At 55.8% G+C, this 18,367-nt stretch carries 22 protein-coding genes; all 22 read right to left on the bottom strand.

Features of this window, described 5'->3' with window-relative positions; genetic code table 11:
• Positions 1–4: 4 nt before the first annotated feature.
• A complete protein-coding gene (locus AC534G_RS09290; protein WP_164562414.1) occupies positions 5–580 on the bottom strand; it encodes a YmfQ family protein in 576 nt (191 codons plus the stop codon).
• Positions 565–1,641: a baseplate J/gp47 family protein gene (locus tag AC534G_RS09285; RefSeq protein WP_164562413.1), complete on the bottom strand. Its 1,077-nt coding sequence runs from the start codon at positions 1,639–1,641 to the stop codon at positions 565–567. Before AC534G_RS09285 ends, AC534G_RS09290 begins: the two co-directional genes overlap by 16 nt.
• The gene (locus AC534G_RS09280; RefSeq protein WP_164562412.1) at positions 1,631–2,083 is read right to left on the bottom strand and encodes a phage GP46 family protein; all 453 of its coding nucleotides are present in this window, start codon (positions 2,081–2,083) and stop codon (positions 1,631–1,633) included. The genes AC534G_RS09285 and AC534G_RS09280 overlap by 11 nt, the downstream gene beginning before the upstream one ends.
• The gene (locus AC534G_RS09275) at positions 2,080–2,622 is read right to left on the bottom strand and encodes a phage baseplate assembly protein V (protein WP_164562411.1); all 543 of its coding nucleotides are present in this window, start codon (positions 2,620–2,622) and stop codon (positions 2,080–2,082) included. Before AC534G_RS09275 ends, AC534G_RS09280 begins: the two co-directional genes overlap by 4 nt.
• Complete coding sequence (locus AC534G_RS09270) at positions 2,613–3,716, bottom strand: phage baseplate assembly protein (protein WP_164562410.1); 1,104 nt, start codon at positions 3,714–3,716, stop codon at positions 2,613–2,615. The genes AC534G_RS09275 and AC534G_RS09270 overlap by 10 nt, the downstream gene beginning before the upstream one ends.
• Positions 3,716–4,984, bottom strand: coding sequence for a DNA circularization protein (locus AC534G_RS09265; protein WP_496594443.1), 1,269 nt, complete (start codon positions 4,982–4,984; stop codon positions 3,716–3,718). Before AC534G_RS09265 ends, AC534G_RS09270 begins: the two co-directional genes overlap by 1 nt.
• Positions 4,984–6,792 (bottom strand): phage tail tape measure protein, encoded by a 1,809-nt coding sequence (locus AC534G_RS09260; RefSeq protein ID WP_496594444.1) that lies wholly within the window; start codon positions 6,790–6,792, stop codon positions 4,984–4,986. The genes AC534G_RS09265 and AC534G_RS09260 overlap by 1 nt, the downstream gene beginning before the upstream one ends.
• A 98-nt stretch (positions 6,793–6,890) precedes the next feature.
• Positions 6,891–7,274 carry a phage tail assembly protein gene (locus tag AC534G_RS09255; RefSeq protein WP_046275167.1) on the bottom strand — a complete coding sequence of 128 codons (384 nt, stop codon included), beginning with the start codon at positions 7,272–7,274 and terminating at the stop codon, positions 6,891–6,893.
• A gap of 3 nt (positions 7,275–7,277) precedes the next feature.
• Complete coding sequence (locus AC534G_RS09250) at positions 7,278–7,634, bottom strand: phage tail tube protein (protein ID WP_046275166.1); 357 nt, start codon at positions 7,632–7,634, stop codon at positions 7,278–7,280.
• A 9-nt stretch (positions 7,635–7,643) separates the two neighbouring features.
• The gene (locus AC534G_RS09245) at positions 7,644–9,122 is read right to left on the bottom strand and encodes a phage tail sheath subtilisin-like domain-containing protein (RefSeq protein ID WP_200019055.1); all 1,479 of its coding nucleotides are present in this window, start codon (positions 9,120–9,122) and stop codon (positions 7,644–7,646) included.
• 2 nt (positions 9,123–9,124) lie between these two features.
• On the bottom strand, positions 9,125–9,322 hold the full coding sequence (locus AC534G_RS09240) for a DUF2635 domain-containing protein (RefSeq protein ID WP_046275164.1): 198 nt from the start codon (positions 9,320–9,322) through the stop codon (positions 9,125–9,127).
• On the bottom strand, positions 9,319–9,921 hold the full coding sequence (locus tag AC534G_RS09235) for a hypothetical protein (RefSeq protein ID WP_496594445.1): 603 nt from the start codon (positions 9,919–9,921) through the stop codon (positions 9,319–9,321). The genes AC534G_RS09240 and AC534G_RS09235 overlap by 4 nt, the downstream gene beginning before the upstream one ends.
• A complete protein-coding gene (locus AC534G_RS09230) occupies positions 9,918–10,460 on the bottom strand; it encodes a phage virion morphogenesis protein (protein WP_046275162.1) in 543 nt (180 codons plus the stop codon). Before AC534G_RS09230 ends, AC534G_RS09235 begins: the two co-directional genes overlap by 4 nt.
• A complete protein-coding gene (locus AC534G_RS09225) occupies positions 10,460–10,900 on the bottom strand; it encodes a gp436 family protein (RefSeq protein ID WP_046275161.1) in 441 nt (146 codons plus the stop codon). The genes AC534G_RS09230 and AC534G_RS09225 overlap by 1 nt, the downstream gene beginning before the upstream one ends.
• A complete protein-coding gene (locus AC534G_RS09220; RefSeq protein ID WP_181638954.1) occupies positions 10,900–11,367 on the bottom strand; it encodes a hypothetical protein in 468 nt (155 codons plus the stop codon). The genes AC534G_RS09225 and AC534G_RS09220 overlap by 1 nt, the downstream gene beginning before the upstream one ends.
• A gap of 83 nt (positions 11,368–11,450) precedes the next feature.
• A complete protein-coding gene (locus AC534G_RS09215; protein ID WP_191604197.1) occupies positions 11,451–12,347 on the bottom strand; it encodes a Mu-like prophage major head subunit gpT family protein in 897 nt (298 codons plus the stop codon).
• Positions 12,347–13,390 (bottom strand): phage protease, encoded by a 1,044-nt coding sequence (locus tag AC534G_RS09210; protein WP_376741751.1) that lies wholly within the window; start codon positions 13,388–13,390, stop codon positions 12,347–12,349. The genes AC534G_RS09215 and AC534G_RS09210 overlap by 1 nt, the downstream gene beginning before the upstream one ends.
• A 135-nt stretch (positions 13,391–13,525) precedes the next feature.
• Positions 13,526–14,365 (bottom strand): phage head morphogenesis protein, encoded by an 840-nt coding sequence (locus tag AC534G_RS09205; protein ID WP_109862737.1) that lies wholly within the window; start codon positions 14,363–14,365, stop codon positions 13,526–13,528.
• Complete coding sequence (locus tag AC534G_RS09200) at positions 14,358–15,932, bottom strand: DUF935 domain-containing protein (RefSeq protein ID WP_097471211.1); 1,575 nt, start codon at positions 15,930–15,932, stop codon at positions 14,358–14,360. Before AC534G_RS09200 ends, AC534G_RS09205 begins: the two co-directional genes overlap by 8 nt.
• Entirely contained in the window at positions 15,932–17,524 is a 1,593-nt protein-coding gene (locus AC534G_RS09195; protein ID WP_200019059.1) for a terminase large subunit domain-containing protein, read from the bottom strand. Before AC534G_RS09195 ends, AC534G_RS09200 begins: the two co-directional genes overlap by 1 nt.
• Positions 17,521–18,102: a DUF3486 family protein gene (locus AC534G_RS09190; RefSeq protein WP_496594446.1), complete on the bottom strand. Its 582-nt coding sequence runs from the start codon at positions 18,100–18,102 to the stop codon at positions 17,521–17,523. Before AC534G_RS09190 ends, AC534G_RS09195 begins: the two co-directional genes overlap by 4 nt.
• Positions 18,092–18,367 (bottom strand): hypothetical protein, encoded by a 276-nt coding sequence (locus tag AC534G_RS09185; protein ID WP_046275153.1) that lies wholly within the window; start codon positions 18,365–18,367, stop codon positions 18,092–18,094. The genes AC534G_RS09190 and AC534G_RS09185 overlap by 11 nt, the downstream gene beginning before the upstream one ends.

The raw sequence follows: 18,367 nt of genomic DNA, 5'->3' as shown, positions 1-18,367 counted from the left end.
CCCCTTAATAAAAGTATTCATAGTTAGTGCCTGCCAGCCGGTATTTCGACAGCACGCATTCAAGGTTACGGGCACGGTCAGTCAACAGTGGTGTCATGACGTTATCCATACAGGTGAATCTGCCGCCCTGCATATCCCGGACATCCACCTGCAGCAGCCAGCGATAACGCGCGGGATACAGGGGGTACATGCAGTCACGCATACAGTGATGCGGGAGAACCACCCGTACCGTTACTGTAAACCCCAGCGCCTTCGCCACATCCTCAATCTGCCATGGGGCCAGGCCTCCCTTGCGGTGGTACTTCTCCACAACGGCCGCGCGGCGGTCTTCGACGGTGCCGTTTGGCAGTTCGCATTCTGGCAGGCCGAGATAGGCCTCCCAGTCAGGAAGAAGCAAAAAGGTGGTTTCAGGGCGCATCTCAGACAGCAGTGCATCACCCGATGCCTCTGCCTGGCTTAAACGCCGTGCTAATGCCCGTACAAATTTGGTTAAATCCGCGCTTATCTCACGCGGCCAGGCTTTGCCACGGGGTAAGACCTGCTGCAGGGCATGGAGCCAGTCGTCTACGCTGTGAGCCATGTAATCGCCCCAATCGTAATAAGCTCTTCGGTTGTAGCCGGTACATCAGCCGTGACCGACAGCGTGTAGTCTGTGACGCCGGCAGATGATCCTATTGCCGTGCGCAGGGAGGAAACCTGCAGCTTCTGACCGGGAGACAGGGTTTTCTGCAAAGCCGCCAGGCTGACCTGAACAGCACTTCGTGATGAGTCGTTGTCCGGTGTAATTTTTATGGACATGGCCACTGGTTTCAGCGTCAGCACCACCGGCCAGACCTCAGTACCACCGGGCTTACCAACATAGTTCCCTGTGGCCGGGTCAGCGTGGCGGAAAAGGTACGTCTCCATAGCCGTTCTGTCGGCAGCAGTCGGCGTGATGATGGCGCGATCGTCATAAACCCACGCAAGGCCAACTGTGCCGGAACCGTGCCATACATCAAAGGCCCAGGCGCGACTAACTCCGGGCAGCTCACGCGCCCAAAGAACGTAGTCATGGACAGCACCGCCCACGGGTGGGTTACGCTTTCGAAACAGCAGGCGGTCCAGCAGCTCGTCAATGGGTTCGATATCTGCCCCGCCCGTAATACCGGCGCTGGCCACAATACCGTTACTGTCCGTTCCCGCGAGTGGCGACAGCAGCGTCAGCACCTCACCGGCAGGCAGATTGTCGGCAACACCGGCTTCATCCGCCTGCACCTGTACGGTGACAGCCCCGGCCGCTGGCTGGGATGAACTGACAACGTGGTAAACGATACCACCTGCAGTCTGCATTTCGGTATCAACCGGCAGCGCAGCCGTGCTGGTGAAGGTGACCGGACCGGTGGCAAATGTCGGCTGTTTGCGAATAACCCCTTCGGATGCCGCCGTATCAATAATGGTCTGGTCGTCTGATTTCGGTGACGGAATTATCTGGTCGGCAATCCAGCTCTGGTGGTCATATAAATCGCGCACCTGACTACTGACCGAAACATTAATGGCTTTTTCGACACCCACAGGCGGCAATAAAGGAATATTAAGTTCAATCTCAATATCCCTTTCACCGTCGGCGATAATCTTGCGTAATGTCGGTACATTATACGGCATTGGCGGTGGCCTCCCAGCGACGGCTCAGTTGGATGGTAAGCAGGGATTTGTCAGGGCGCGTCAGGGCCACCGTAAAGTTAATGCGGTCAGCGGCCGCGATCGTAGCCGAGACGTCTGCAGTGCGAACATAACCCGCACGAAGCAGTGGTTGCATGGACAGACGGGCATAATCCTCAACGCGCAGACGAACTGACTCGGTCAGCTTCTCGCGCTCAAGTAGCCAGAGCTTTGAACCCCACGGGGAATCACTGAAGGTGTCACCGGGCCAGCCGCGAGGGTCGCCTGAACCGTCAGGAAGTTCGTCATCGACATCAGCACGGGCATCGGTGAAAAGACAGATAAGGACTAAGGTGACAAGCCCGTCGTCGAGCGACAGGCCGTCATGTTTAATGGTGATATCACCGCGAGATAAGAGATTTTGCCAGCTCAGTCCGATAGTCATAGGGGCGCAGTTGTATCAGCATTGTCGCCATCCTTATGAATATGTTTGAGGAAGGGTTTACCTTTAACAGTAATATCCTCGGTGAACTCAGAAGGACCGACGAATTTAAGTTGAGCGCTATTAATCTCAAATAAATCGTCGGCGGTGTAATTTACCGTTTTCCCTCTTATATCGATTATTCCGTCTTTCTTCAGAATAACCATTGACTGGCCGTCCTGATGATAAAGACAGACGTCCCCGGGTGCCAGCCCTTTTGGACGACAGCGTTTATCTTCAACCGCAATCGCCACCAGACTCTCACGTCTGCCACCAACGGCAAGAATAATTGCCTCGCTGCCAGCAGGTGGGACAGAGGTAAATCCGTACTGCTGAAAACGTTCTACATCGTCATTTATGGCATCAGCCAGCGACTGTACCTGCAGGTTCTGGCGACCCAGGCTATCAGTGACAATACGCACGACGGCGCGGTCAACGAGTAGTCGCAGACGTCGGCCAATCTGATTCAGCGTGCGGCTGAAGTTTGCCGGATTCAGTCCCATGTTGCGGTCACCTTTGCTTTTTTTGCCTTCTTGCCGCTGGATTTAGCCTGCGTCTGAGGAAGGTCGAGTGACTCCGGTGGCACCAGGGCAAGCACTGTAATGCGACCACCATCTCCCTCGGTAAGCGTCACTGACTTGATTAGCCAGGTGGTGTCGAGGTTTTGAATCGGGTCACGAATATCAGTCAGAAGATTGGTCTTCCAGAGCGGCCCAGTATCGCCGTTCTCGCGCCAGCCGGCGACGGTGATTTCGGTGGTATTGGCTTCACCCATCATGCGGGCTTTATACCAGTCACCACGCGTGCTGGCACCGCCTACCGTCAGACTGTCTTCATTCACCAGTATCTTCGGACGGTAGCGGTTAATTTCATCGTCGTCGATGCTGACCTGACGGCCGCCGATGACCTTTGCAGGCTGGTCATCCCATGCTGCACCGCCGGCGCTCGATGAGCCTTTGACGATGTACTGGCTGGCACGCTCCCGCCAGCTGAAGCGCCCACGAGCGGCGAGGATGTTCTCACCGAGGACCAGCGCCACGGAGGCGCGTTTTTTCGACGCACGAGTGATAACCAGATTACCGTCGGCATTCGATGTGAGCAGCACACCACGCTGCTTAGCCAGCCTGTCGAGCAGCTCAAATCCCGTTTCACCCTGTTCCAGCACCACGCTCGGGAAGGCCTCGCCAGTGTCAGTCTCGTTGATGACGGTGATGCCATAGGGCTTCGCAATTTCAGCCGCCAGCTGCTCGATGCGAACACCTTTCCACTGCCCGGATTTATGCACTACCGAGCTGTCCACCAGGTCACCGGTCTTGTCACGTCCCATCACCCTGATGGAGACGTTTTCGGCATCATAGCTCGGAATAAAATCGTCGATGTAGCCGTTTAGCACCTTATCAGCGCCAATGGTCACGGAGCAGGGTAAGCCTTCCTTGATGGTTCGCGGGGCCGCTTCAGACCACTGTGTGGTGATGGTCAGATCAAACTCACCGGCTATAGCGTCCAGCGAACTGGTAACCGACATGTCCGTCCAGCCATCCCACTGCTGACCGGCTACGGTAAGCACCACCGCTTCCGGTTTCTGCGAATTATCCATTACTCAATAACCTCAATGGGGGTAGATGGCAGAATGAAGGACGGGTCACGCAGCCGGTTACGAGAGACGATTGCTTCGCGGGTCTCTGTATCGCCAGTTTCTCGCCATGCCAGTAATGCGGCTGTCGTTGTCACAGTGGTGTGTAACTGGCGAATGTCAGGCAGCTGCGCACCACGAACCCGCACATCATTCACTACAGCAAAACGTAGATCGCGCAAAGTACGCCACAGTTCACGCTGTCCGTTCTCAACGGCTGTCACAGCCTGCTCAGCTAGCTGCTGCGCCAGTTTGTCACCTGCTTCTGTTGCTTCTGTTGATGTGGCAAAGTCCATTGTGGCCACCGCTTCAGCCTGAGCTACTACCGACGTGACGATCACCATCTGACGAAAGTCGGTGATGTTAGCCTGCAATGCGGGGGATGGTGCAATGACCGTTGCCGGCACACTGCTGGCAATACCCTGGATTCCGTTTGAAGGGGAACTGCTGATGACAGTCATGTCGCCCGGCAGGTTTTTAGTCGCAGCCTCAGCCGCACGCTCTCCGTCCCATTTGCTTTTGAGCTGATCATAAACCCGTAGTGACCATGGCGGCTCACTCACGATATCCCGGATACTGCTGGCCAGACTGGTGAACTGACGAACCAGCTCACCGGGTTTTGCGATGATGACACCCGCGAGGTCCTTGAAACGACTCGCACGGTCCACCCAGTCAGTCAGCCCTGAGGGGATCGTCGGCAGGTTCATTACCAGACCCTGCATGTCATCGAGAAGGGTGTCGGTCATGTCACCCAGCCCGTCGAGAGCGGCAAAGTAATCACCATTGGCCAGCGCCTCTTTCACGGCATCGGCTGCACTGAGGGAAGTCAGGCTGGTATTCTCTCTGGGAGCCGGGAACAGGCGTTCGCCCGCTTCAAATACTTCGAAAGAAATAAAGGCAATGCCACCTTCTTCAGTGCTCAGGCGGTGCGAAACCTTACCTACCTGGACTTTCTCAATCCCAAACCATGGGTGTACAAGCTCTCCGGGCCCGGGGGTGTTCAGGGCGTTTAAAAGGGCTTCTAATTGCTTTTGAAAGTTCTTCCCGAGTAGCTTGCCATTAATCTGTTGCTGGGTGAGCACGGCACCGTTGTCCTCGGTCCAGCCGACTTCTTTTTTGGGGTATGCTCGGGGGATTGCCCTACGCCCGCTGGTGCCCTCATTATCAACGAGATAGAAGGCTACATTTCGGAATGATGCCTCAAGCAGAGATTCCCATTCACCTTTAACCATCAGTTTTGCTCCACGTTAGAGACACCAGATTGTGCACTGAGCGTGATGCCGGGGCGGTCCATTTTGACGCTCTTCACGCGGGCTTCACCTTCGACCACCACACGAATTTCCCCCTTCAGAGGCTGCAAAGTAAACGCAGGATAAGTCGGAGATTGATTCTGTGGCTGCAGGCTTGCCCATGGTCGTGGATCGGTGATTTGTGGATCATTACCTGCAGACGAAAACCAGCCAAGAACTTTATCCCAGACAGATGGACCTTTTGCTCTATCCTGGGCCCATTTAATCATTCCAGCTTTATCATTGTCAGAAATATTAGGTTCTTCATCAAGATACGGAATTGACGACATTAATAATGTTGTTCCGATAGCAGAGAATGCATTACCAAATCGACCACGAGGTTTTTGATTTTTAGGATCATATCCAGGTTCATTCGGGATAAAATCCCCAGGCCCTCCAATGCCTCCTTTGCCCATATTCACAACATATACAGGCATAACTCCTGAACCAAATACATCAGAAACACCTTTTGGTATACCTTTGCCTTTACCAACGCCAAGTATATCCAAGGCACCTTTCCCTAACTGAAAGGCTTTGCGTGCCGCAATAATACCGCCAACTGCAATAGTGATATTTTTGCCAATTTCCAGCCTGCGCTGGACTGTTTCCTGGTCAACAGAATTCAAAGCATCAGCCAGTTCCTGCACGGGCTTTGCCAGATTACTGTTGGTGAATTTTTTCCAAGTCACATTCAGGCTGGTCATGGCGGACGTGAAATCCTGAGCAGCATATTTGGCATCAGATAAAATACCTGAACCATCAGCTACAACGCCGTTATATCGCTTAAGATTTTCAGCACCTTTACCAGTTGTCACACTACTTAGTAAAAGAATACTGTCCTGATTAAAACCGGCTTCGACCAGACGTTTATTTTGTTCTTTGGCTCCTTTATTACCAGAACGCTTAGCTACTTCCTCCATTAATTGAGGAAGTGAGCGCATTTTCCCATCATTACCGAAGACGTTAATACCATTACGCCCCAACTCCTTAACAACTTTCGGTGCTTGCAAATCACGGATAAGATTTTCAACAGCAGTGGCAGCCGTATCACGATCGCCGGTGGCATCAATTGCAGATTCCATTGCAACACCGACATCCTTAATACCCTTTACACCTTTACCGCCCGCAGCAGAATACATTGAAAATGCGCGAACCCCTTTTTCAGCGATATCTTTTAACTCAAATGCACCTTCCTTTCCCAGTTTATTCAGGGTGTCCATCGCCTCAAGTGTTTGTTTTTCACTCGTCACCTGAAATTTTGGAAATTGAGCGAACAACCCCCCAATGGACTCCCCAGTGCCACCTGAGGCTGCTATTGAAGCAGCAAGGTTGTCTTTATTCTTGACACCAAAATCAATATCACCGGTGACAGTACCAATTTTTTCAACAGCACTGGTGACCTCGCTATCATCAACCCGGAATTTGATAGCCGAATCCTGAATACCGCTAAAAATTTGCGCCATTTCGGCACGCGTTTTTTCTGCTGCAAGGCCCATGCGCGTGATGCGACGATCTGTCTGGGCAAATTCACGCAGCATGGCTCCGCCCGCAAAACCGGCAATCATGCCTGTATAGCGATTACCCAGCGCATCAAGGCCACGTCCTGCAGCGGCGGTGGTGGCCTTAACGACGGACATGGCCCGTTCATTGCGGCGGGCGAACTCGGACATATTGGCACCGTACTGGCGGGCCTTGGCCGTCAGGTTCCCGGCCAGGTTAATGAGGATTTCAGTGGTGAGGCGGCTTGCCATGTTGCTTCCTCAGTTGGTCTGTCAGACGAAGCAGTTGCCGCAAGGGCAACTGCTGGAGGTGGTTAATATCAAAGCGCTGTGAAAGATTGACGATGAGACTACTGAGCGCCGTCGCCAGCGGCATCAGGTCGCCCCCGCTTGCCGGTCTCCGCCAGTAAGTCATCCATTGCACCCGCTTTTTCTGTGAGTAACTCCAGATCCTCAGGATGGAAGGAATACAGTTGTTTGACAGACAGCGGCCCAGGAATCGTGCCAACACTCAGAATCTGACGGCGCAGCATCTCAAGTCCCATAAGCACCTCAGAGCAGTAAGCGACGGCCTTGCCATTTTCACCGATAACCACACGCTCAGCTGCCAACTGGGAATTAATGACATCTTCTGACGTCAGTTCACGGAAGGTAACACTGGTGTGGCGTGCCTCGTCTTCTGTGCCTTTACCTGTGACAAAACCATACTTCAGTTTGACGCTCATCTGTGCCATGGCTTACACCTTCACCAGTTTGGTGCCAATGAAGTTGGCACTGATGGTGCCGGCATCTTCGTCCAGTTCTGCCGGATTGTCAGTGGCTGAGCCGGTCATCATATAATTGAGGCCATTATCACCTTCGAACATGACCGTTACCTCTTCCCAGCCACTGATTTCAATCACGTCCATGTCATCTGCAGCGGCAATAGTCAGCTTGATGGAAGGGGCCGCCATCTTGCGGGAAAGGCCCCAGACCTTACCGCCGCCCATATGCTGGGTACGGGCAAAACCACCAGGATTGAGGGTGGATTTACCTTCTGTCTTAATCTCACGCCCGTTAATTCGGATGGATGCCATCCCAAGGATTGTCGCCATAATTCTTCCTTACTGTTTAAACTGAATAAGGCCGGCCAGCACACGGAGCTGATTGACCAGGTTAGGATGTGCCACGAAGTTCAGGCGGTTGGCATCGCTGCCGTCGATATCGACGTCGAGTGTTTCTTTATAGTCGTCGAAGTCTTCCACCAGACCTGCCGGCACCAGTTCGGTCAGCGCGATATCCAGCAATTCGGCGCGGGCAATCTTCGGTGTCATTACTGGCTGACCCGGGTCGAGCAGCTCCAGCACGTCATCACCGGCGAGTTTGTGGCGGGGATAGCGACTGGAGAAGCGGTTTTTGATGATGTAACGGATGCGTCCGAGCGTTGCCGGCGACTGCACATCCAGGTATGACGTATCCGGATCACCATACTGGTTCACCCGGAACATGGTGATTTCACGCTCAATGCAGACGTTGCCGCCGGCGTCAACAAAGTGGGTGGCCATGCCGTCATGCAGCAGCAGGTTACGCTCCTGCATATCCCAGCGAACTTCTTTCGCCGGCGGGAGAATGCCTGGCAGAACCAGCGTCTGCAGCGGGCGGGCCGGGTCGATGGCCAGATAGTAGGATGCGATGCCACCGTAGGATGCAGCCCAGAGCCAGTGTGGCTGTGGAGCCAGGTTGGTGGACATGCAGGAAATCAGCCAGTCATTACGGGCATCACCGAACGTACCGCTCTCAGCGTGCGTTCCGCGATAGCCTGCCCAGAGCTGGGCCTCAATCATCTTCAGAGGTCCCCAGCGCACAACCAGCTCATCGCGTATTTTGTCGAGGCTCTGGGTGTCGTTAAAGGCAAACTCAATATCGGTGTACCAGTCATCACCGAGCGCTGCCACGACAGCCGTGATATCCGGGGTTCCCGTTCCGCCGGCAAAGCCGGTCAGGGTGATATTAATCCCCGCAGGCAGCTGCTCGCCGGTATAGTAATTCAGGCGTACATCCATGCCGTTGGCGCTGACACCTTTCCAGTTGGCAGTAAGCTCAACCGTGTCCGTCGTGGTGGCCTTGAGCGCTGCAGTCACCTGGGTGGAGGCCAGTTTTGTTACCGCATCGATAATGGCCGTGGCGACATGTTCACGATCATCGCCTTTCTCAACACCCACCTGAACCGATACGCCATTAATCATCAGCGCCACCGTCCCGGCGGCCGTCGCTGTGCCGACCACTGCCACTGTGGCTTTTGCGGCCGCGCCGGTTGTCAGGTCTGCAACACCCATAGCCCAGGTCTCGGTATAGCTGTTTGCCTTGCGGTGGATTTTCAGCATTTCAGCGAGCTGGGAGCCTTTTCCATAGAGCGTTTCCGCCATGCCGTCGCTGGTGATGCGATGCTGGGTCAGTGCCGCTGCCGTGCCGGCTGAGCCCTGATGTCCAATAACAATCACTTTGCGGGACTGCGCCGGCGCACTGCTCATTGCCTGTGAATTGTCGATGTCGATGTATACCAGCGGGACGCGGATATCATCAGGAATGCTGCCAAGTGCCATTGTTATTTCTCCACGGCTTTACGTTTCTGGGTCTCAGCCGTAACCGGCTCAGCGATATCGGTGACGGTCACATCACCTTCCGCCTGGCGACGGTGCCACCAGGCACTCATCGGCAGGTTTTCACCCTCAGGCTTCAGATGCTCGCCATTGGATTTACGGACCCGCAGGCCTTCACGGGCAGGTTTAATCAGGTGGTTCATGGGTTCTGCTCCCTTACGTTAATCACACCGTCAATTTTGGTTGCGCCACCATTCACTGCGAGCGTTGCCCCCAGTCGCAGGAAGTCCGGCAGTGCGCTAATGTCGATCTCTTCATCCAGCCGGAACTCCTGTTCCCATGTCACTGCCCACATGGTCAGCCCCAGTTCGTTGAGGCCAGGGGAGTAGATATTGTCAGCACTGATGGTGCTGGCGGCACGCTCCGCTTTCATACCGGATGACGCCTCCCGGGAGGCGATACGACGGGCCAGCTTGCCGACCAGGACTTCGCAGCGGGTATCGCGGGGATGCGCCCATGAATCGGTGGCCATGATGTAGGCCGCCCAGGTCACATCACCGATCGTGCCGCCGGCACGCTGGCGGATGTTGCGGATACGCAGGGCCGCAATGCGAATGCAGCCATCACGATCTGTGAGGTAAGTTTTCACCTCCGCCGGGGTGTTGAACTGGCCGATGTGGCGCTCAATGAGTTTCACCTGGTCCGGGTTATCGCCCAGCAATGCAGGTTTAAGCCAGGCCACAATGTTTTCTGCGGCCGCAATGGTGCTACCTGTCGTCAGCAGTGGGGGACGCTGGTTCATGGAAGTACTCCCTGCCAGAAGTCACCGATGACGTGCATCAGTTCTTCAGAGTTTTCAGATGACAGCCCGAGATACTCGCGCTGCGGCATATCCATCTGTCGTTTGTGAGCGCCGACGGACTGCCAGACGCCGTGCTTCAGGGCACGGCCAAAAGCCTGCGTGATGAGGCGCTTATGAGCACTGACGGAAACGCTGCCAGCAAAGCCATCCTGGTGGACGGCGGCGTAGGCGAGCGGTGAACCAACACGAACCCGGCCGCGTTCGACAATGTACTGGATGCTGTCCATCAGACCACCGTCGCCCTGCAGCAGACTTTGATTGCCATGCCGGGTTTTGCGGTAATCCTCAGACCAGTCCTGCCATTTTTCACCGGCCGGGCTGGTCTTCTCATCACTGATTCGCCGGCGGGTCTGGGATTCCACAACCGCTCCGATGCTCTCCAGAAGCTCTGCCTGCAGTGAGCTGTCAGAGAGTTTCTCGATGGCCAGGCGGATTTGCGCCAGCTTTTCAGCGCCCATGACCTCAACGGAAATCGCCATTACAGCACCCCACGCAGCTTGTTGCGGGTAAACAGACGTTCGTTATCCGACACGATGATGATTTTGCCGCTGTCGGTTTCCGGGGGTTGCGAAGCCACCGGCAGGCCGAGGTCACGTGTTCCGTTGGCTATCTCCTTCAGCGTGCGGATGGCCTCGTCGTAGCGCTTCTGGATGAGGTCGGTAATCTGGCTGTCGCGTTCGGACAGCCAGTAAATCGCAATGGACACCGCCACCCGATGAAGTGGACGCGGGATCGGGGCGATATTCAGCGGAAGCTGAAAACGCTTCGCCAGAAACGAATTAATCTCTGCGTCAGCATCATCAATGGCCGTTTCAATCTTCGCTTCGTCCAGCTGCTGCGTGGATTTGTCAATGGCCATGTTCCAGACCAGAGACCCGTCCACTGCCAGCAGGTCGTCCCGGGTGACGTAAATGCCCATTATTGTTGCTCCGCCACTGCATCGAGTACTGTCACGACCAGCATCGGCTCGGCCTTCAGACGCGCAGCATCTTCATGGCTGATGAAGCAGTCAGCCTGGATGCCAGAGTGGGCATTGTTGGCTGCGTTATCCGCCAGTGGGTCATCGCTTGCAAAGACATGTACTGGCTCACGGGGCCAGAAGCGTCCGCAGCGATAAAAGCCGGTATCACGTACGGCACGAACCTCAAGAGCTACGACATCATAGGTGTCAGGCACAAGTGCGTGGGGTTTTGCCGACTCGCTTACACCTGTCTGGACGCTGACGGGTTGTGAACCCACCGGAAGATAATGCCCTGACAGGACGACTGGCGACTCATGTCCCGGACTGTCAGTAACAACAACCGATGCCACTTCCGTCGGTGATGCCTTGCCAGAGCTGTTTTCAGTGACTTGCTGACCCGCTGCTTTTGTTTTCTTTCCACTCACAATTCCATCCTCTTAGAGTCCGGTTTAACCGGCCTTAAAGACCGGTTAAACGCGAGTGACGTAATGGGTTACGTAATTACGTGTTATTTCACGTAAGGGGAGACCAGCACATCCACGTCTTTGTAGTAGATGTTGGATGCGCCAGCGTCGTTGTTGACGGCTTCAATCAGTTTTTTCGCCGCAGCACGGTTACCCTTACCGACAACCAGCAACGTCGGAGATACGCCCAGTGGCTCACCATTGGACTTGGTCAGGCTGAGCATTGCGGAGACTGCTGCTTCATAGTTCTCCGTGGTCAGGGCGGCTTTAGAGCCTACTGCGGTCTGCCAGAATCCATAGCCCACGTTGCAGCGACCATCGGTGCCGAACAGAAATTCGTTGTTAGTAAACGTATGTTCATTGTCCAGGTCATCCAGCGCCTTGAAATCAAACGGGCGGCGGTCCTGGAAGATGATCGGCAGCAATGCCTGAGTGGCATCCACCAGGAACCAGGATTCACCGGTATCTGTCGCTGGCGTGCCGACAACGTTGCTGGCTGTGCCTGTACCAACAGGGTGATCGCTGTCAAAGAAATACTGACCGTCGAAACAGGTCGTGGTGAAACCGTCGCACAGCAGCTTAAAGACCAGCGAATCAGGGAACATGGTGACGCTGCGACCAAACTGTTCAGCGATAACCGAGTACTGACCAAGCTGGTCATCTTCGATTTTTTCACGCTTGACCTTGATGGAGCTTTCCCAGGTCTTGTTGGTGATGCTGTAACCCATCTCTTTTAACGTCAGAAGCTGACGGGTGGAGACCCATTCTTTAATTCCCGGGAAATCATCGAGCCAGCCATAGGTGTTGGATGCGCCGCTGCTCGGCACCACCGTTGCTACCGAGCGGAACTGAGGAGTGATACGCCCCACACCACGTGTAAAGGCAGCACTCAGGGACGTGCTGAGGGCATTAAGAATGCTTGCATCAATCGTGACGGCCATTAACGGGCTCCTTCTTTATTACGGGCGGCGAGAAACTCTTCCTGGGTGACCCCCATGGAACGGCACATGGCAATCTCGGCTTCATTCAGGGTGACGTTGCCTTTGTCGTCCTTGCCCTTAGTCGGGTCTGCGCTGACCAGTACCGGGGCAGTCTTCACGAAGCTCGCGAACTGTTCACGACCCGCCTCACTGCGACAGGTGGCGAGGTACATCTCGCGATTGGCCGGGGCGACCTTGCCGTCGGCAATGGCGGCATCCACCAGAGCAACTGCAGCCTTATCGTCCAGCACTTTCAGTTTGCCTTCCGCGCTCTCGGCACGGTTGAGCGCCAGCTGGTGCGTCTCGACAGGAATGAACTTCGACAGGTCCGGGTTTTCAGCGCGGTTCAGCGCCACCGTTTCGCGGTCTTTAATTTGCTGGATGGCTTTTACCGCGTCATCGACAGACGCAGCAGCAGCGAGTCCCAGCACCGTCACAATCTGGACAGGTACGGTCATCTCGTGGTTCTCCGAGTTAAGGGCAGGAAAATCAAGGTTGGGTTTGTTGGTCAGGCCCGCGCTGGAAATGCGGGTCACCTGACCGTCGGCGGTATAACCAAATGCAGGGCTGTAATAGCGGTACTTCTTGCCACGGACCAGTGCTTCACCATCGGGCGTCCATTCGACGTGTGCTTCTATGACGCCGTCATCGCGGACGCGATAGTCGTCAAGCCAGGCATACGCAGGGGCTTCTTCGCCCTTTGGGCCTTTCAGCTCGGTGGCGTGTTCCATATCAAACGGAAGCTTTGGATAGCTCAGGGTGGCACTGATAACCGCGTCGGGCTGGTTGTTCACCCAGGAGCGACCATCGCGGCCGGCGAACGTGCCCGCCGGTATCATCGGCAGCCACTCAGGCAGCGGCGCGTCATCGTCAGCCGATGGCAGTTCGAAACAGAGAGCCAGAAGTTCGATTTGCGGGAGCAGTTTGCTCATGATGCTGTCCGTTGAAAAAGGGTACGGACAGTATGCGGAAGGGAAAATAAAAGCCGGATTTACCGGCTTCACTGTATACGAGACGGGGAACCCCGTTTAAAACCCGTTTAAAAATCGCTGTAAGCGTTTAAGAAAATTTCAGAACGTCATCGTATCATAAAGCGCGATAACGTCACCATGAGCGATTCAGGTGCGTTACCGCTTCGCTTACTCACCTGCGTCAAAGGCCTGCTGTTTCATCTGCAGCTGGCGCTCAAGCTCCACCCGGCGGCCTGTGCCGGGATTGTAGTCCCAGCCCGGGTCGATACCCTCCGGCACCATATCTTCTTCACCGGTGCGTTTGTTCAGCCATTTCACCCGTTTGACTGGCGGTGCTTCGGTACGCACCGGCACAGAACTGCGCGTGACATGGCCTGTCGGTTTGCCGTTGTCATCGAGCTGCTGCACGGTGCGGGTGACGCCATTCTGCTGCAGTTGCTGGTACTCATACTTACTGACCTGTCGCACCCCGCATTTACAGCCCCAGCCGTTGGGGCCGATGTGCGTAGCCCAGAAGGGGTCATCGACTGGCAGGCAGAGGTCAGCCCATTGCTGGTGTTCGTGCCGGTGCTCGCGCGACGGACCCAGCGTGTAAAGCAGATAGGGCATGGCACGTTTGGTGCGCTCGATACGCTCCCACTGGCCCGCGCTGCGAGCCGTGCGCATGTTAGTGTCGTAAATGGTACGCAGGCGTCTGTCGCTGCCAAGCTGCACTGCTCTGGTCTCCTGCGTCAGCGGGTCATCCATCATCTGCATACCCCACCACCCACGTTTCACCAGCAGGGGTTTGAGCGTTTCACGAAACTGCGCAAAGGTCTGCCCGTTCTCCAGCGCCTCCTCCAGGATCGTCTTCACATCCTGCAGCAAATCGAGCTGGGTCATCTTTGCCACGGTAAAGCCGACGCTCTGCTCGTCACGCCAGACATCGCGATAATCAAACCCCGGCTTCAGGTTTTTGGACTTCAGCCAGGCGAGTGCTTCCTTCGGGGCAATGGACGGTTCAGCCATCGTTAACATCTCCCAGTGCACGGGCTTTAAAACTCAGCAGCGCCAGCTGCTGCACGAACTCATCCGGCTTCAGTGACTGCTGCAGCTCCGGCAGGCGGGCAAGGAACTCATCAAAAGTGTCCACCTCGTTCACCAGTTGCAGCACCGGACTGGTGAAGGCATCACCGGTACGCGCCCAGTCTTTGAGGCCTTCGGCCACCAGAGCATCAATATCATCTTCCTGGCTGCGGTTGAGGGCAATTTGCTCGCGATTCAAAGCCGTTGCAGAGGCGAACGCGGTAAAGGTACTTGACGGTGCCAGAACCGTTGCACCGGCTTCCGGCTCTGCCAGACCAAACTTGTCACGAATTTCCGACTCCTGAACCTTCATCCCCCGGTCAATCAGCGGGGTCAGTGCATCCACGAATGCCTTCAGGTCTTCAGGTTCGCTGAGTCGCAGCTCGATACGCGGGTAGTTTTCCTGGGGACCATAGTTGAACTGGATGAAGGGGCGTACCAGAAACTCATTGAGCGTGTCCGCCAGTTGCCGCGCATCCCAACGCGCAATGTCCATGCGCACCCTGTCATGCACATCGGCCTGTGCCCGGGAACTACCGTCATCGGTGGTCATGGTCTGGCCCAGCACCGCTTTACTGGTCTGGGCATCACACCAGTCGGCCATCTCTTTGAACAGTGCGCCACCGCCGGTACGGCTCGCCGTCTCCACCATGTCGAGCTTCATGCTCTCAGGAATGGCGCAGCCGGCATCAGACGCCAGTGAGGCAATGGCATCTATGAGCGTGCGGATTTGCTCAGGGCTGGCATTGTTACCGTATCGTCCGACGACCATAGGCAGACCAAATTTCTCGCCAAACGCCCACCAGTCCCGCACGGTGAATGACTTCAGCATGTACATCACGGCAACCAGACGGGCCAGCCCGTTGCGTAGCGGCAGGCCAGACTTCAGGCGGGGCTGATGAACAATGTACTTGCCCGGATTCAGTGGCTCACCCTCGACAGGCTCCTTCTCGGTAATAAGCCGGAACTCGCGCAGGGTATCGAGGTCTGGCTTCAGGAAACGCTGGTCCACCCACTCATAATCACGGGGCTTCCACATCGCCTCCCGCGTATTCCACAGAATTTCACAGACACTGACGCCTTTGCCCAGCCCGTCAAGCAGGTCGAAGAGCAGCTCAGGCACCTGCGGCTGCTCCATCAGGTGGCGTACTGCGTCAGCGAGCTGCACGTCGTTGTCATCATCACTGGCGGCGACCACCGTTGGCACAATTCCCGCCACCGTCAGTTTGCGGGTACGAAGCACACTGGCGTAATGGAGGTCCCGCTCCTCCATCTCTTCTGCCAGGATGAAGTAATCACGGGCATTTCCGTCGGCGGCATTGCGCAGTATTCCCGCCAGACGGCTCGGGGATAAGGTGCTGGCCACGCTGACCCCCGATGAAGGACGGCGGACGCTCATACTGCGGCCGCGCGCCTCAGCCTCTGTTATATCAGTGTCATTGACGACAACAGCATCCCCTGTCGCGGGGTGCAGAAGGCGGCGAACCGCGCCGGCAAGTTGTTTAAGCATCAGAGTAATCCCCGCTGATTTTTAAGACCCCGGGTCAGATGCATCTGACGGCGATCGTCATCGCCGTCCGGACGGTGTCTGGTATCCCGGGTTTTATTGAGACGGTGCAGCTCATACCGACGGCACTCTTCTTTACTGGCCAGGAACGCCAGGAAGATGGCATAGGCGCTGTCACCGTGGCGCTTGTGGCCATCACTGCCGGTATTCTCCCGGTCATCAATTCCCGGCGTACCGCGCTGGATGACGATTTGCCCGAGGTCGCTGATAACATCTTCATGCTTAGGCAGCACCATTTCGTCGTCTTCAAAGGCCGATTTAAAGCGCGGCATGTTCTCCCGATAGTGGCCAACGGAAGGCATGACCACTTCAACCTCATCGCCATAACGTTCAGCAGCCTGCTCGGCCAGATAGTTACCGTTCCCACGGCCATCGAGCTTGATGCCATCCCTGCGGGGAAGGCGATCGCAGATATAAAACAGCACCTGCTCCTGCTGCTTGTAGGGCACGTTGGCCAGTTCCACCAGGAACGGCACGATACGGGTGGTGTCATCATTGACCGTCATCGGGGCGTAAACCGTCAAGTGGCCGGAGCGGGCGAAGTCTTCTCCGAGGCAGTGTCGGAGATTTTGCGGAAGCTTATCCAGCTCAGGCTGAATGGCCTTCTCAATCCACTCCTGCATCTCTCTCGCACGAATCCCTTCGGGCGTGGCATTGAACGCAGCCGTTCCGGTGAAGCGCAGAACGGGGCCGGAGCCGCGAGCCGCTCGTTCACGTATCGAGCGTGGCAGATACGTGCCACCGCCGTTCTTCGGCTCACAGTAATATTCTTCCCGGGCATCTTCCTCGGTGGCCGTATCACTCAGCAGGTTAGTCAGCCATTCCGCTTCTTTCTCCGCAGACCAGGTGTCTTTTTTTACCTGGCAAATGCGCCGGTAGAGCCCCTCATTAATCGCCGTTTCGATATCGACCCGGTGAACGGAATAGCGTTTTTTACCGGCGCGGCTGTCCTGTATCAGGGTGTTGAACAGGTTTTCAATACCGTTGTGGGTGGAGATAAGACGGACTTTTGCCCCCCACATGGTGAGCGCCAGTGCCGCTTTGAGTACCGCTGCAAGGTCTTTCTGGAAACCGGCTTCATCAATGATGACGTTGCCCTGCATACCACGCAGGTTCGACGGGTTGGAGGACAGCGCCTTGATTTTGAAGCCGCTGGCAAAGTTGATAACGTAGACCAGGATATCTTTGTCATCATCGTTAAGCACTTCTTCACCGGTATCAGAGGCTGCCAGACCGTAGGCCTTTGCCCACATCGCACAAGCATCGATAAACTCTCGCGCCATATCCTTGGTGGTGCCGACGTAAAAAGTATCGCTACCGCCAGCACTGGCAGAAAGGGAGCCATTCAGTGCCGCATCAGCCGCCTCTGCCCAGGTCAGACCGGTACGGCGCGATTTCTCCGCAATCTTGAGCTGGGCATCATCCGCAATCCACCGGCGCTGATAAGGCAGCAGTACCTGATCTGCGTCAAAACGGCCGGAAATAATCGCGGCCGCAGACTGATTACGTAACTGTTCCTGCTGGGTATAGGTCATGTTGCAATCCCCAGAATCTGGCGACGAATATCAGCGGCGGTCTCCGCTGACAGCCCGGCTTTTTTGGTGATGGTTTCCGCCTCTGCAGCGACTTTCTCGGCAAAGGCCTGCTGGATTTCCTTCTCACGTTTGTGGCTGGCCATCGCGGCGGCTTCCAGTCGCTGGGCAACCAGTGCCAGCTGCCCCAGGGCTCTTGGCTCTACCGGGTTGTCGCTCTCGGCCATGGACATGGAGGTTTCAAACGCCAGCGTTTTCACAAACTCCATCAGCAGCTTGCCGACGTCAGAGGTCGGCGCTGAGCCCAGTTTGCCAGCCCAGATTTCAGCCATCTCACGGGAGGCGCGGATTTTAGAGCCGAACTCTTCCATACGGCTGGCATAGCGGTTCAGACCGGTGCGGGAGAGTTTCATGTCCTCCGGCAGGTTGTGCTCAGCTATCAGGTCGTTGATGGCTTCGCGGATTTCTTCCTGGGTGTGACGTTTGTCGCGCAGCAGCTGGTGCAGCTGGTCGCGAACCACATCCGGAAGGAGGTCTATCTTTGAGGGGCGTCCACGGGTCGGACGTTGTTCATTTGCCAAGCTCCCTCCCCAGACCTTCTGCGAGGTCGTTGCGGCAGGTTTCAATATCACGCTTCAGCAATTGGTTAAGCCGTTTACATTCCGGGTCGCTGTTCAGGAAGGTATTGAGATAGCTGTCGGGCGCGTTGCGATCGTAGGGCTTCCCCAGTTTCTCTTCATAAAATTTGGCGATCATGTTGACCTCAACGTCAGCGCAGACAATCACCGTGGCAAGTTTGCGGATAACCTCTCGTTCTCCCCGGGTCAGTGGCTTGGGCTTTGTCAT

The sequence above is a fragment of the Citrobacter sp. CRE-46 genome, assembly GCF_059615875.1.
Note: the sequence above shows the minus strand (reverse complement) of the source record. Positions and strands in the feature narration are given on the sequence as shown.

Coding starts and splice junctions, on each gene's coding strand:
- AC534G_RS09260 (WP_496594444.1), bottom strand. CDS start 6,792: ATGGCAAGCCGCCTCACCACTGAAATCCTCATTAACCTGGCCGGGAAC.
- AC534G_RS09265 (WP_496594443.1), bottom strand. CDS start 4,984: ATGGTTAAAGGTGAATGGGAATCTCTGCTTGAGGCATCATTCCGAAAT.
- AC534G_RS09215 (WP_191604197.1), bottom strand. CDS start 12,347: ATGGCCGTCACGATTGATGCAAGCATTCTTAATGCCCTCAGCACGTCC.
- AC534G_RS09235 (WP_496594445.1), bottom strand. CDS start 9,921: ATGAACCAGCGTCCCCCACTGCTGACGACAGGTAGCACCATTGCGGCC.
- AC534G_RS09250 (WP_046275166.1), bottom strand. CDS start 7,634: ATGGCGACAATCCTTGGGATGGCATCCATCCGAATTAACGGGCGTGAG.
- AC534G_RS09240 (WP_046275164.1), bottom strand. CDS start 9,322: ATGAACCACCTGATTAAACCTGCCCGTGAAGGCCTGCGGGTCCGTAAA.
- AC534G_RS09185 (WP_046275153.1), bottom strand. CDS start 18,367: ATGACAAAGCCCAAGCCACTGACCCGGGGAGAACGAGAGGTTATCCGC.
- AC534G_RS09275 (WP_164562411.1), bottom strand. CDS start 2,622: ATGGGACTGAATCCGGCAAACTTCAGCCGCACGCTGAATCAGATTGGC.
- AC534G_RS09200 (WP_097471211.1), bottom strand. CDS start 15,932: ATGCTTAAACAACTTGCCGGCGCGGTTCGCCGCCTTCTGCACCCCGCG.
- AC534G_RS09205 (WP_109862737.1), bottom strand. CDS start 14,365: ATGGCTGAACCGTCCATTGCCCCGAAGGAAGCACTCGCCTGGCTGAAG.
- AC534G_RS09285 (WP_164562413.1), bottom strand. CDS start 1,641: ATGCCGTATAATGTACCGACATTACGCAAGATTATCGCCGACGGTGAA.
- AC534G_RS09245 (WP_200019055.1), bottom strand. CDS start 9,122: ATGGCACTTGGCAGCATTCCTGATGATATCCGCGTCCCGCTGGTATAC.
- AC534G_RS09255 (WP_046275167.1), bottom strand. CDS start 7,274: ATGGCACAGATGAGCGTCAAACTGAAGTATGGTTTTGTCACAGGTAAA.
- AC534G_RS09230 (WP_046275162.1), bottom strand. CDS start 10,460: ATGGCGATTTCCGTTGAGGTCATGGGCGCTGAAAAGCTGGCGCAAATC.
- AC534G_RS09280 (WP_164562412.1), bottom strand. CDS start 2,083: ATGACTATCGGACTGAGCTGGCAAAATCTCTTATCTCGCGGTGATATC.
- AC534G_RS09195 (WP_200019059.1), bottom strand. CDS start 17,524: ATGACCTATACCCAGCAGGAACAGTTACGTAATCAGTCTGCGGCCGCG.
- AC534G_RS09225 (WP_046275161.1), bottom strand. CDS start 10,900: ATGGGCATTTACGTCACCCGGGACGACCTGCTGGCAGTGGACGGGTCT.
- AC534G_RS09290 (WP_164562414.1), bottom strand. CDS start 580: ATGGCTCACAGCGTAGACGACTGGCTCCATGCCCTGCAGCAGGTCTTA.
- AC534G_RS09270 (WP_164562410.1), bottom strand. CDS start 3,716: ATGGATAATTCGCAGAAACCGGAAGCGGTGGTGCTTACCGTAGCCGGT.